The organism is Nocardioides sp. GY 10113 (genome assembly GCF_004919105.1).
Lineage (GTDB): Bacteria > Actinomycetota > Actinomycetes > Propionibacteriales > Nocardioidaceae > Nocardioides.
Genome location: NZ_STGK01000012.1, coordinates 103,425 through 116,382, shown reverse-complemented (window position 1 = coordinate 116,382; position 12,958 = coordinate 103,425). Strand labels below are relative to the sequence as shown.

General features: G+C 72.7%; 13 protein-coding genes. 3 read left to right on the top strand and 10 right to left on the bottom strand.

Annotated elements, in window-relative coordinates; genetic code table 11:
• Positions 1–69: 69 nt before the first annotated feature.
• Positions 70–1,377 (top strand): alpha/beta hydrolase, encoded by a 1,308-nt coding sequence (locus E8D34_RS15200; protein ID WP_136595491.1) that lies wholly within the window; start codon positions 70–72, stop codon positions 1,375–1,377.
• A 169-nt stretch (positions 1,378–1,546) separates the two neighbouring features.
• On the opposite strand, the gene E8D34_RS15195 is transcribed toward E8D34_RS15200, so the two are convergent.
• A complete protein-coding gene (locus tag E8D34_RS15195) occupies positions 1,547–3,580 on the bottom strand; it encodes an acyl-CoA dehydrogenase family protein (protein WP_136595490.1) in 2,034 nt (677 codons plus the stop codon).
• 82 nt (positions 3,581–3,662) lie between these two features.
• Between E8D34_RS15195 and E8D34_RS15190 the strand changes: the two genes are divergently transcribed.
• A complete protein-coding gene (locus tag E8D34_RS15190) occupies positions 3,663–4,379 on the top strand; it encodes a class I SAM-dependent methyltransferase (protein ID WP_240771386.1) in 717 nt (238 codons plus the stop codon).
• Here E8D34_RS15190 and E8D34_RS15185 read toward each other — a convergent pair.
• From E8D34_RS15185 to E8D34_RS15175, 3 genes are read right to left on the bottom strand one after another with little or no spacing between them, the layout of a single operon-like run.
• The gene (locus E8D34_RS15185; protein ID WP_136595489.1) at positions 4,353–5,486 is read right to left on the bottom strand and encodes a prenyltransferase; all 1,134 of its coding nucleotides are present in this window, start codon (positions 5,484–5,486) and stop codon (positions 4,353–4,355) included. The genes E8D34_RS15190 and E8D34_RS15185 overlap by 27 nt on opposite strands.
• On the bottom strand, positions 5,476–6,270 hold the full coding sequence (locus E8D34_RS15180; RefSeq protein ID WP_136595488.1) for a class I SAM-dependent methyltransferase: 795 nt from the start codon (positions 6,268–6,270) through the stop codon (positions 5,476–5,478). Before E8D34_RS15180 ends, E8D34_RS15185 begins: the two co-directional genes overlap by 11 nt.
• The gene (locus tag E8D34_RS15175) at positions 6,270–7,520 is read right to left on the bottom strand and encodes a glycosyltransferase family 4 protein (protein ID WP_136595487.1); all 1,251 of its coding nucleotides are present in this window, start codon (positions 7,518–7,520) and stop codon (positions 6,270–6,272) included. Before E8D34_RS15175 ends, E8D34_RS15180 begins: the two co-directional genes overlap by 1 nt.
• Before the next feature lie 217 nt (positions 7,521–7,737).
• Between E8D34_RS15175 and E8D34_RS15170 the strand changes: the two genes are divergently transcribed.
• A complete protein-coding gene (locus E8D34_RS15170) occupies positions 7,738–8,364 on the top strand; it encodes a TetR family transcriptional regulator (RefSeq protein WP_240771380.1) in 627 nt (208 codons plus the stop codon).
• A gap of 28 nt (positions 8,365–8,392) precedes the next feature.
• Here E8D34_RS15170 and E8D34_RS15165 read toward each other — a convergent pair whose 3' ends face one another.
• From E8D34_RS15165 to E8D34_RS15140, 6 genes are all read right to left on the bottom strand, one after another.
• The gene (locus tag E8D34_RS15165) at positions 8,393–9,148 is read right to left on the bottom strand and encodes a glucose 1-dehydrogenase (protein ID WP_136595485.1); all 756 of its coding nucleotides are present in this window, start codon (positions 9,146–9,148) and stop codon (positions 8,393–8,395) included.
• Positions 9,149–9,176: 28 nt separating this feature from the next.
• On the bottom strand, positions 9,177–10,091 hold the full coding sequence (locus E8D34_RS15160; RefSeq protein ID WP_240771379.1) for a 3-oxoacyl-ACP reductase: 915 nt from the start codon (positions 10,089–10,091) through the stop codon (positions 9,177–9,179).
• Positions 10,088–10,285: a ferredoxin gene (locus E8D34_RS15155; RefSeq protein ID WP_136595484.1), complete on the bottom strand. Its 198-nt coding sequence runs from the start codon at positions 10,283–10,285 to the stop codon at positions 10,088–10,090. Before E8D34_RS15155 ends, E8D34_RS15160 begins: the two co-directional genes overlap by 4 nt.
• Before the next feature lie 79 nt (positions 10,286–10,364).
• On the bottom strand, positions 10,365–11,372 hold the full coding sequence (locus E8D34_RS15150) for an NAD(P)/FAD-dependent oxidoreductase (RefSeq protein WP_240771378.1): 1,008 nt from the start codon (positions 11,370–11,372) through the stop codon (positions 10,365–10,367).
• Positions 11,373–11,436: 64 nt separating this feature from the next.
• Positions 11,437–12,324, bottom strand: coding sequence for a hypothetical protein (locus tag E8D34_RS15145; RefSeq protein WP_136595483.1), 888 nt, complete (start codon positions 12,322–12,324; stop codon positions 11,437–11,439).
• A 13-nt stretch (positions 12,325–12,337) separates the two neighbouring features.
• Positions 12,338–12,958: a hypothetical protein gene (locus E8D34_RS15140; protein WP_136595482.1), complete on the bottom strand. Its 621-nt coding sequence runs from the start codon at positions 12,956–12,958 to the stop codon at positions 12,338–12,340.

Sequence of the window (12,958 nt, the reverse complement as noted above, 5' to 3'; positions counted from 1 at the left end):
GTGCGCCGAATCATCGCGGGGCCCAGAAGTTGTTGCAAGGGCCGCGGACGATCGCACTAGAGTCCATCCATGGGATTCGTCGGGCGACAGCTCCTCACCGCGGCCCTCACCGCCAACGCGATCCGCCCCCTGTCCGGCTTCCGTACCGGCATCCCCGCCTTCTTCGCCGGGTGGCTGACCGGAGAGCTCGCCCCGCACCTGCTGGGGCTCACCGTGGCCGACGCGGCGCTGCACGCCACGGGCCGCCGCCGCGACACGCGCGGGCTCGCCCTCGCCGGCGCCTCCGCGGCCGGGCTGGCCTACCTGATCCGGCAGAGCCGGCAGGTCGGCGCCGCCGCGGAGGAGGCCCTGACCGAGGGGCTCGGGATCGACTACGCCGAGCAGCTGGACGCGGCGCCGACGCCGGCCGACCTGGCCACCCCGTGGCGCTCGATCGCCAACCCGTTCGCGTACGGCCGTGCGCGCCGCCGCGCCGGCGTCCAGGTGCTGCGCGACGTCGCCTACGACGCGGCGCACGGCAAGCGCGGGCTGCTCGACATCTACACCTCGACGCTGACGCCCGCCTCCGGCGCCCCGGTGCTGCTGCAGGTGCACGGCGGCGCGTGGACGATCGGGGAGAAGGAGCAGCAGGGACTCCCGCTGATGCAGCACCTGGCCGCCAAGGGCTGGGTCTGCGTGGCGATCAACTACCGACTGGCACCCCGCTCCCCGTGGCCGGCACAGATCGTCGACGTCAAGGCAGCGATCGCCTGGGTGCGGGCGAACATCGCCGAGTACGGGGGCGACCCCGACTACGTGGTGATCACCGGCGGCTCCGCCGGCGGCCACCTCACCGCGCTCGCCGCGCTCACGGCCAACGACCCGGCGTTCCAGCCCGGCTTCGAGGACGCGGACACGACGGTCCAGGCCGCCGTACCGCACTACGGGGTGTACGACCTGGCCGGCGCCACCGGCATCCCCCGGGTGCTGCAGACCCGGGACAGGTTCCTCGCGCCGAAGGTCATGCAGACCAGCTTCGCCGACTCACCCGAGGTCTTCGAGGCGGCCTCACCGCTGCTGCGGGTGACCGAGGACGCCCCGGACTTCTTCGTCCTGCACGGCGCCTCGGACACCCTGGTCGACGTCCGCCAGGCCCGCGCCTTCGTGGCTCGGCTCCGGGAGACGTCGCGACGCAGCGTCGTCTACGCCGAGCTCCCGGGCGCCCAGCACGCCTTCGACCTCTTCCCCTCGATCCGCTCGGCGCACGTGGTCCGGGCGATCGACCGGTACCTGCACTGGCACTGGAACACCCACCGCGCGAGCCGTGGGTCAGGCACCGCCGAGCCGGGCCTCAGGCACCGCCCAGCCGGCAGTCAGGCACAGCCGAGCCGGGGCTGAGGCGCCGCCGAGCCGGGGCTCAGGCCCCGCCCAGCTGGGGCTCAGGCACCATCCATGAGCCGTGGCTGCCGGTTCGACCGGCCCTCAACCGCCGGGTCGGGGGCGCCCAAGCCACGGGTCGAGGGCGCCCAAGGCCCGGGTCGGCGGTGCCCCAGGCCCGCGTCGGCGGTCAGCGCGGGAGGCCGAGGATCCGCTCGCCCGCCACGTTGCGCAGGATCTGCGTGGTGCCGCCGGCGATGGAGAGGCAGCGGGTGTTGAGCTGCTCCCAGACGTCGGCCCCCAGCTCGGCGCCCGGCTCGGCGCCCGGCTCGGCGTCGGCGTCGCGACCCACGCCCGCCAGCAGGGCCAGGGCCTCGCCCTGGAGCTGCACCACCAGCTCGGACGACTCCTGACGACTCCGTACGCCGAGCAGCTTGGCCACGCTGGACTCCGCACCCGGGCCACGCCCACCGAGGGCCCTCAGGGTGGTGCGCACCCCGAGCAGGCCACACACCGTGGCCAGCGCCACCTGGTGACCGACGGCCACCCGCTGCACCGGGTCCAGCCCGCCGGCGGCGGCCAGCGCCACCGCGCGCTCGACGCTCTTGGTCAGCCGCGCGCTGGCCATCGCCACCCGCTCGTTGGCGAGGGTGGTGCGGGCCAGCCGCCAGCCGTCGCCCGGCTCGGCGACCACGCACTCGTCGGGCACGAAGACGTCGTCCAGGAAGACCTCGTTGAACAGCGCCTCGCCGGTGATCTCGCGTAGCGGCCGGACCTCGATGCCGGCCGAGCGCATGTCGACCAGGAAGTAGGTGATGCCCTGGTGCTGCGGGGCGTCCGGGTCGGTCCGGGCCAGGCAGATCCCCCAGTCGGCGCGTTCGGCCATCGAGGTCCACACCTTCTGCCCGGTCAGCGACCAGCCACCCTCGACCCGCACCGCCTTGGTCCGCAGCGAGGCGAGGTCGGAGCCGGAGCCCGGCTCGGAGAAGAGCTGGCACCAGATCAGGTCACCGAGCAGCGAGGGGCGGACGAACCGCTCGCGCTGCGCGTCGGTGCCGTGGGTCAGGATCGTGGGCACCGCCCAGCCGGCGATCACGAGGTCGGGTCGGGTCACGCCGGCCCGCGCGAGCTCCTGGTCGATCACGATCTGGGTGGTCGGATCGGCGCCGAGCCCGTACGGCGCGGGCCAGTGCGGGGTCAGGTAGCCCGACTCGACCAGCGCCGCGCGGCGCTGGTCCTCGGCGAGCCCCGCGATCCCCTCGACCGTCGCGCGGACCTGCGGTCGGACCGCCTCGTCGCGGCCCTCGAGGTCGACGTCCACCCGGCGCCGTACGCCGCCGACGGCCGCCGCGGTGAGCCTCTCCGCCGCGGCGTCGGCGGAGCCGGCCAGCGCGCGCACGCTCAGCGCACGCCGCAGGTAGAGATGGGCGTCGTGCTCGTAGGTGAAGCCGATCCCGCCGAGCACCTGGATGCAGTCCTTGGCCACCGCCACGGCTCCGTCGAAGCAGGTCGCCTGGGCGACGTCGACGGCGAAGGCCCACTGGTCCTGGTCCTCGCCGTCGGCGGCCGCGGCCGCGTCCCAGGCGGCGGCGGTGACGGCCTCGGCGGTCTCCAGCATCTGGGCGCAGAGGTGCTTGATCGCCTGGAACGCGCCGATCTTGCGCCCGAACTGCTCGCGGACCTTGGCGTAGTCGACGGCGGTCTCCAGGCACCACCGGGCCACGCCGGCCGCCTCGGCGGCGGCCAGGGTGACCGCGAGCCGGCGCCGGCGGGCGTCGTCGGAGGCGCCGGAGGCGCCCGCGTGCCGGGCACTGAGGTCGATACCGAGCGCCGGGGTGCCGGCCACGGCGCCGTCGGCGAGCAGCGGCTCGGCGGCGGTGCCGCCGTCCCAGACCACGTCGCCGACCTGCACGCCGTACCGACCGGGGCGGCCGGTGAGCAGCCCGCCGACGGCGGCACCGAGCAGCCCCCCGGGCAGCAGCTCGTGGGCGCAGGCCTCGAGGGCGACGGCCTGGTCGAGCACCGAGCCACCGCCACCGCCGGCCGACTCGGGCAGGGCGATCGCGTGCAGCCCCATCTCCTCGATGGCCGTCCACTGCTCGTCGAAGCGGGCCGCGACCTCGCCCTCGGACGCGCGGGCGGCCTCGATCGGGCCGAGGCTCGCCGCCCACTTGCGCAGGGTGCTGGCGAGCTCGACCTGCTCGTCGCTGATGCCGAGGGACATGCGGGCTCCTTCGCGTCGACACGCGGCCACCGGGGACCGAAGTAGAACGTGTTCTAACACTACTAGAGTGAGGCGCGTGCCGATGATCCCGCTGCCCGACATCCGGATGCCCGCCGACCTGCTCGCCCACGCCCGCGACGCCAAGGGCTTCATGCCCGAGGACGAGGGTGAGCTGCTGCACCGGGCCGCGCGAGCGCGGCTCCCGCACGGGCCCGCGCTCGAGGTCGGCACCTACTGCGGCAAGTCGGGGGTCTACCTGGGCGCGGCCGCCCGCGAGGTGACCCGCGAGATGACCCGAGAGAGGAGCGGCGATCCGGCGCGGCCGGCGACGGTCTTCACCGTCGACCACCACCGCGGCTCCGAGGAGAACCAGGCGGGCTGGGAGCACCACGACAGCAGCCTGGTGGACCCCGAGTTCGACCGGATGGACACCCTCCCGGTCTTCCGCAGGACGATCGCCCGCGCCGACCTGGAGGAGCACGTGATCGCGGTCGTCGGGCGGTCCGCGGCCGTCGCGGCGCACTGGCGCACGCCGCTGTCGCTGCTCTTCATCGACGGCGGCCACGGCGAGCAGCCGGCGCGCGACGACTTCGAGTCCTGGCCGCGCTGGGTCCAGGCCGGCGGCTACCTGGCGATCCACGACGTCTTCGAGGACCCGGCCGAGGGCGGCCGCCCGCCGTACGAGCAGATCTACCTGCCCGCGCTGGCGAGCGGCCACTTCACCGAGGTGGCCGCGGTCGGCTCGATGCGGATCCTCGAGCGCACCGCCGGCTCAGCGGGCGACGCTCTCCCCCGCTAGGCAGCCGCACTCCAGCGCGATCTCCTCGAAGTGACGCGCCAGGGAGGTGCCGCGCATGATGCCCGAGCCGGCCGTCGCGTGACCGTAGGTCTCCCCCAGCGCGTCGACGGCGAGGAGCACGGCGGCGGCGGTGTAGGTGGTGTGCTCGACCGGCCAGTGCACGTTGCGGGGCTCGTCGCTCGGTGACGGGCGGCGCGGGTCGTCGTAGACCCAACCCGTCCAGTACCGGCCGTCGTCCTCGCGCAGGTGCTGCACGTCGGAGACCAGCCTCCGGGCGCGCTCGGTCTCGCCGAGGTTGTCCAGCGCCATCGCCAGCTCGCAGGTCTCCGCGCCGGTCACCCACGGATTGGTGTCGACGCAGTGGATGCCCAGCCCGGGCACCACGAAGTCGTCCCACCGCTCGGCGAGCAGCGCGTGCGCCTGCTCGTCGCGCACGGCACCGCCGAGCACCGGGTAGTACCAGTCCATCGAGTACGTCGACTTGTCAGCGAACGCGTCGCGGTGGCTGCGGATGGCGTGACCGAGGCGGCCGCCGGCCAGCTCCCACTCCGGCTGCGGGTCGTCCATCAGCTCGGCCAGCGCGACACCGGCGCGCAGCGAGTGGTAGATGCTCGAGTTGCCGGTGAGCAGGCAGAAGTCGTCGACCGGCGTCCACTGGATGCCGCCGAACGGCTGCTGGAGGCTGACCACGAAGTCGAGCCCGGCGCGGACCGAGGGCCAGTAGCGCTGGACGAAGGCGATGTCCCGGCGCACCAGCCAGTGGTGCCACACGCCGACGGCGAAGTACGCCGACATGTTGACCTCGCCGCGCTCGTCCTCGGGCTTGCCGTCGACGATCTTCATCGGCCAGGAGCCGTCGGCACGCTGCATCGTCGGCACCCACGCGTAGGCGCGCTCGGCGGCCTCGACCTGGCCGCCGATCAGCATCGCCATCGCGGCCTCGACGTGGTTCCAGATGTCGACGTGCTCGCCGACGGTCCACGGCACGGCGCCCCAGGGCTCCTGCATGGCGGCGATGGCGGCGGCGGTGTCGGCCACCTGCTGCGCGCTGAGCAGGCCGTCGACGTACGGGATGCGGGCGAGCGGGACCTCGGGCTCAGCCGGCATCGGCGGCCCCCAGCACGTCCCGATGGTCGGCGCGCTCGGCGTCGAGCGGCTTGCGGAAGTAGAGCACCATGCTCTTGCCGATCATCGGGTCGAGCACCTTGCCCGCCCACCGCAGCGCCTTGGGCTGCTTCATGATCTCCCAGACCAGGAGCTTGTGGTACGCCTTGGCCAGCGGGTGCTCGTCGTTCTCGACGCCCACCGCGCACTTGATCCACCAGTACGGCGCGTGCAGGCCGTGGGTGTACTCCTTGCCCTCGAAGACCATCGCGTCGCCGGGCGTGCCGTCGTTGAACCGGCCGGCCTTGGTGACCTTGTCGATCAGCTCGTGGTCGGTGTAGATGCGGATGTGGCCGCCGGTCGCGTTGTGGTAGTCGGCCGACAGCTTCCAGTTGATGACCTCCGGCAGCCACCGGGGCACCGAGATCGCCAACGTGCCGCCGGGGCGCAGCACCCGGACCAGCTCCTTGATGGCGTCGACGTCGGCGTGGATGTGCTCCAGCACCTCCGCGGCGACGATCCGGTCGAACTCGCCGTCCGCGAACGGCAGCGCCAGCGCGTCGCCCTGCTTGACGTCGGCCTCGGCCCCGGCCGGCACCTCGCCGGCCTCGGCCATCGCCACGAAGAGGTCCTTCACCCCGGCCAGCTCGTCGGCGTCGAGGTCGAACGCGATCACGTCCGCGCCGCGTCGGTACATCTCGAAGCTGTGCCGTCCGGCACCGGCGCCCATGTCGAGCACCCGGTCCCCCGGGCGCAGGCCGAGACGGTCGAAGTCGACGGTCAGCATCAGTGGCTCTCCTTCTCGCTGGTGAAGTCGTCGATCACGTGCTGGTAGGCCTCGGCGACCTTCTCGGCCACCGCGCGCCAGCTGAAGTGCTCCTCGACGCGGGCGCGGCCGGCGGCACCCATCCGGGCGCGTCGCTCGGGGTCGTCGAGCATCCGCTCGAGCGCGGTGAACAGCTCGCCGACGTCGCCGGGGGTGACCAGGTCCGCGCACTCGCCGTCGGCGCCGACCACCTCGGGGATGGCACCGGCGCGCGAGACCACGAGCGGCGTCGCGCACGCCATCAGCTCCGCGGTGGGCAGGGAGAAGCCCTCGTAGAGCGACGGGACGCAGGCAACCTCGGCCGAGCCCATCAGGTCGACGAGCTCCTCGTCGGTCAGCCCGCTGGCGAACCGGACGGAGTCGCCGATCCCGAGCTTGTCGATGAGCCGCTCGGTGCGTCCGCCCGGCGCGGGGCGGGTGACCAGGACCAGCTCGACGTCGCGCTCGGTGCGCAGCTTCGCGAAGGCCTCGAGCAGCGTCGAGATCCCCTTCATCGGGGCGTCCGCGCTCGCCATCGCCATGATCCGGCCGGGCACCCTCGGCTTGGTCGGCGGCACGAACTTGCCGTCGACGCCGAGCAGGATCACCTGCATCTTCGCCGGGTCGACCCCGAAGTCCTTGGCGATGTCGCGCTTCGAGGTCTCCGACGGGGTCAGGATCCAGCGGGCCTGGCGCGCCACGGCCGCCTGCATCCGCAGGAAGCCGTACCAGCGGCGCAGGGTGAGCTTGCGCCACGGGTTCTTCGTCTGGGCCAGGTCGATCCGCCGGTCGAAGGTGATCGGGTGGTGGATCGTCGTGATCATCGGCACGCCGACCCGCTCCTCGATCTCGAGCAGCCCGTGTCCCAGCACCTGGTTGTCGTGGACGATGTCGAAGTCGCCCTTGCGCTCCTCGAGGACCCGGGTCACCCGGCGCGCGAAGGTGCGCGGCTCGGGGAAACCGGCCAGGCACATGATCGCGAACTCCTGGAGGTCGTACCGGTCGCGGAACTCGCGCGGCTTGGGGATCCGGAACGGGTCGGGCTCGCGGTAGAGGTCGAGGCTGGGCACCTTGGTCAGCGCCACCCCCTCGTCGAGCTCGGGGTAGGGCTGCCCCGAGAAGACCTCGACGGTGTGACCCAGCGCGGTCAGCTCTCGGCTGAGGTGACGCAGGTAGACCCCCTGCCCTCCGACGTGGGTCTTGCTGCGGTAGGACAGCAGGGCGATCCGCATTCGACTCTTCTCCTCCCTGGTGGGCGCTGACTCATGGCCGGTGTCGTGGCGCTTCCTCACGCCGGTCACGGCGCCGCACTCGCAGGGAGCTGGGCCGACTCGGAACTGGAACGTGTTGCTGATTATGCGCTACAGGTGAGTAGCCTAGGGCCACCATCCGGAACATCGGTGCGAGGCATGTCCGACGGGTGAGGAACGAACGACCGAGGAGATGTCTGTGACCACCAACTCGCTGCCCGCGTCGACCGACGGCGGCGCGCCGACCGACCGCGGCGGCTCCGCCGCGCAGCGGGACCGCCGTCGCCGGATCCTCGACGCGACCTACGAGCTGGCCAGCGACGGGGGCTTCGACGCCGTCCAGATGCGTGCGGTGGCCGAGAAGGCGGACGTCGCGCTCGGCACGCTGTACCGCTACTTCCCCTCGAAGATCCACCTGCTCGTGTCGGCCCTGGGCCGCCAGTTCGACGAGGCCGCGCCGCGGCTCGCGGCCAAGCCGGTGCCGGGCGACACCGCCGCCGACCGGGTGCTCTACGTGCTCAAGCGGATGGCCCGCGGCATGCAGGGCGACCCCAAGCTCACCGAGGCGCTGACCCGCGCCTTCATGTTCGCCGACAGCAGCGTCAGCACCGAGATCCACCAGGTCGGTATGGCGATGACGTCGATCGTCACCCACGCGCTGCACGGTGAGGACACCTCCGCGGAGACGACCGAGGAGGAGGTCGCCATCGCCCGCGTGCTGGGCGACGTGTGGCTCTCGACCCTGGTCGCCTGGGTGACCGGACGGTCCACGGCGGCCGAGACGGCGGCCCACATGGAGACCGCCGTCCGGCTCGTGCTGCGCTGATCCGGCGCCCCGAGGCGCCGGGCACACCTCAGGCGCCGAAGGCGTGGGTCGAGGTGACGCCGCCGTCGATCGCGATCTCCGCGCCGTTGACGTAGCCCGACTCGTCCGAGGCGAGGTACACGTAGAGCGGCGCGATGTCCTCCGGCAGGCCGACCCGGCGCAGCGGCACCTTGGAGGCGCCGTACTCCATCGCGGCGTCGCCGCCGTGGACGCGCGTCATCGGGGTGTCGATCATGCCCGGGTGCACCGAGTTCACCCGGATGCCCTTCGGCCCGAGCTCCATCGCGGCGCACTTGGTCATGCCGCGGATCGCCCACTTGGTCGCGGCGTACGCCGTGCACGCGGGCATGCCGGCGAGCCCCTCCACCGAGGAGGCGTTGATGATCGAGCCGCCGCCGTTCTTGCGCATGGTGCGGGTGACGGCCTGCATGCCCAGGAAGGTGCCGAGCTGGTTGACGCGCCACAGCAGCTCGACCTCGGCGGCGGGCATCCGCTCGATGTCGCCGAAGCGCAGCACGCCGGCGTTGTTCGCGAGCACGTTGACCGGACCGAACCGCTCGTTGGTGTCGACCACCAGCGCGGTCCACGACGCCTCGTCGCTCACGTCGTGGTGGGTGAAGTGCGCCGCGGCGCCCAGCTCGTCGGCGAGCGCCTGGCCGGCCTCCTTGGCCACGTCGGCGATCACCACCTTCGCGCCCTCCGCGACGAACCGCCGCACGATCTCCGCGCCCTGGCCCTGCGCGCCGCCGGTGACGATGGCGACCTTGTTGTCCAACCGACCCATCTGGTCCTCCTCCTTCGGTACGTCGCGCTCAGACCGTGAGCTGCATGATCGAGTCGGCGGCGAAGCCGACCGACGGGTCCCGGTCGACGAAGAAGCCGCCGAGCTGCTTGTCGAGGTCGTCCGCGGTCCACAGGTCGCCGGCGGCGTCGAACCGCTGCTCGACCACCGGCGCCGCGACCAGTGCGACCATGCCGCCGTAGACCACGAACACCTGACCGGTGATCTGGGCCGCGGCCGGGGAGGCGAGGTAGGCGACCAGCGGCGCGACGTGGTCGGGCGAGTACGGGTCCACCGCGTCGCCGGAGGTGTCCTCGCCGAAGACCTGGGCGGTCATCGCGGTCCGCGCACGCGGGCAGATCGCGTTGGCGCGCACGCCGATCCTGGACAGGCCGCGCGCGGTGGAGAGCGTCAGCGCGGCGATGCCCGCCTTCGCAGCGGCGTAGTTGGGCTGCCCCGGGGAGCCGCCGAGGAACGCCTCCGAGGCCGTGTTGACCACGCTGGCCTCGACGGTGCCGGACTCGGACGCCTTGGCCTGGGAGCGCCAGTACGACGCGGCGTTGCGGGAGAGCAGGAAGTGGCCGCGCAGGTGGACCGCGATCACCGCGTCCCACTCCTCGTCGCTCATGTTGAACAGCATCCGGTCGCGGGTCATGCCGGCGTTGTTGACCACGATGTCGAGCCGGCCGAAGCCGTCCACGGCGGCCGCCATCATCGCGTCCGCGGTGCTGCGCTGGCTGACGTCGCCACCGACGGCGACCGCCTCGCCGCCGCGCGATCGGATCTCCTCGACCGCCTCGTCGCCGGCACCGGGCAGGTCGTTGACGACCACCCGCGCGCCGGCGTCGGCCAGCGCGAGCGCCTCGGCGCGGCCGAGCCCCGCACCCGCGCCGGTGACGATCGCGACCTTGCCGTCCAGGCTGGTCGGCCCCTGCAGCGCGCTCACGCGTCGCCCTCCAGGCTGATCGCCGCGCGCGGGCAGGCGGCCACGGCCTGCTTGACGGCGTCGAGGTTCTCCGGGGTCGTCTCGTCGGTGTGCACGTGGAGCAGGTCGTCGTCGTCCAGCTCGAACACGTCGGGGGCCATCGCCTCGCACAGCCCGTTGGACTCGCAGAGGTCGAAGTCGACCTTGATCTTCATCTTCCTTCTCCTTGTGGATGCTCGGATGCTGGATGCTCGGGTGCCGAGGGCTCGGGCGCGGTACGACGCCGGCTCGGTCTCAGGTGCCCTCGGAGGAGTGGCCCGGGAAGAGGTGCGCGTCGGGGTCGATCGCGACGGCGGCGTTGTTCACCGCGGTCGCCGCCTCGCCGAAGCCGACCGCGATCAGCCGCACCTTGCCCGGGTACTCGGTGATGTCGCCCGCCGCGAAGACCCGGGGCAGGTTCGTCCTCATGGCGCCGTCGACCACCACGTGTCGCTTCTCCGTCTCCAGTCCCCACGCCTGCAGCGGGCCGAGGTCGGCGAGGAAGCCGAGCGCCGCGACCACGGCCTGGCAGGGCCGGACGACGGTCTCGCCGTCGACGTCCAGCTCGACCTCGGCGACGTGATCGTCGCCGCGCAGGGCAGTGACCTGCGCCTTCGTGATGATCTCGACCGAGGACTCCCGCGCCTCCGCGACCGTGCGGGCGTGCGCGCGGAACGCGTCGCGGCGGTGCACCAACGTGACCGAGCGCGCCACCGGCTCGAGGTGGAGCGCCCAGTCGAACGCGCTGTCGCCACCGCCGACCACGACCACGTCCTTGTCGGCGTACGGCTCGAAGGACGGGACGAAGAACTCGAGGCCCCGACCCAGCCACTCGCCGCCGGCGGGCAGCGGGCGCGGGCTGAACTTCCCGATGCCGGCGGTGATGATCAGCGCGCCGGCCCGGACCGTGGTGCCGTCGTCGAGGCCGAGCACGACCCCGTCGTCCTTGCACGTCAGGTCGGTCGCGGTGCGGCCGAGCAGCAGCACCGGGTCGGCGGTCTGGGCCTGCGCCACCAGTCCGGCGACGAGCTCGCGACCCTTGACGGTCGGGAAGCCGGCCACGTCGAGGATCGCCTTCTCCGGGTACATCGCGGTGACCTGGCCGCCCAGCTCCGGCAGCGAGTCGACCAGCGCGACCGAGAGACCGCGGAAGCCGGCGTAGTAGGTGGCGTAGAGTCCCGCCGGTCCCGCGCCGAGCACCACCACGTCGACGACCACGTCGCTCACGATCTCGGCCTCGTCGCCGCCCTCTCCCGCTGTCACGGTCGAACTGTAACGTGTTCTAGTTCTTCTCGGTATCCCGTTCCCATTGGCCACGCGACAAGACTTACTTGGTGTCGAGGCCGTCGACCAGCCATCCGCGGTCGGTGTTCACGACGGTGACGACCGCGCGGTAGGGGGTGTACGTGGTGCGCTCCTGCCCCTTCTCGCCCTTGGTCGTGTACTGGTTGAGGAAGATCAGCGCTTCCACCTGCGTGTCCGTGGCTCGCACGACGCCCTGCGCGACCACGCGGGACTGCACCGCGGTGCGGTTGGCGATGAACTCGTCGCGGATCTGGTCGGTGGTGGTGCGGTACTCCGCGGCGAATCGCTCGGTCATCGTCGCCGCCGCCTTCTCCACGTCCCGGTCGTAGGACTTGAAGTTGCGGCTGACGACGAGGTCCAGCGCCTTCGCCGCCGCGTCGACGCCCGCCAGCGCGTCGGCCTCGTTGGCCACCACGGGTCGGCCGTCGGGCACGTCGAGCTCGGCCCGCTCGGCGGCGGTGGTGTCGTCGACGTGGACCGGCGCCGGCTCGTGGCGGGCGAACCAGACGCCCTGCACCGCGAGCACGACGCCCAGGAGGGCGAGGACGACGACCAGCAGGCGGGTCACGCGGCGCCCGGCCAGGGGCGAGCCCGACCCGGCGCCGGCGGCGGGCGGCTGGGCGACAGCCGGCTCCACCGCCGGCTCGGGGGCCTCCGGCGCCAGGATCGCCGACCGCTCGACGACCGGCTCGTCCCGGCCCCGCTCGTCCCGGACCGGCTCGTGCAGGACCGGCTCGTGCAGGACCGGCTCGTGCAGGACCGGCTCGTGCAGGACCGGCTCGTCCAGGACCGGCGCGTCGGCGGTCGACACCTCGGTCCGGGGCGCGGCGGCGCCCTGTCCGGCCAGCTTGCGCGGACGGGCGGTGGCGCCGGACGACGACGGCTTGCGGCGTGCGATGTTCTTGCTCATCGTTGCCTCCCCCTCACGCCACGAACTGCAGGTCGCGGACGAGCCACAGGCGGTCCTTGAGCACCAGCTCCATCTGCAACCGGTAGTTGCGCGCCTGCGGCTGGAACTTCGTCACCTTGTTCTTCACGGACCCGGTCGTCGCCGCGATCACGGTCGCGGAGTCGTCGTCGCTGTCGACGATCCCGGACCACAGCACCTCGCCCTCCATCTCCGACTGGGCGCGCTCGGTCATCTTCACCAGGCTCTTCACCGACTTGTCCCACTGGGTCTGGAAGGCCCCGGTCGCGTACGTGCGGACAGCGTCGAAGTCCAGGTTGACGAAAGCGGTGGCGATCGCCGAGGTCGCCTGCAGGATCGCCGCGCTGCGCTCCTGCTCGGACTCGGGTGCCTCGTCGACCGCCTTCACGGTGCGGGCCCCGAGCGCGGCGCCGGCCTCCTCGCCCGTGGGCTGCCGGTCCGCGATCACCGCCACGGTCCGCTCGAGGACGTTGCCCGAGGTGTCGCCGCCGTCGCTCCGATACTGGTCGACCATCCGCATCCCTGCCCAGGTCGCCGCGGCACCGCAGAGGATGACCAGCACCCACAGCGCGATGTTCACCCGGAGCCGCCGTCCCTGGCCGCTCGCCACGCTCAT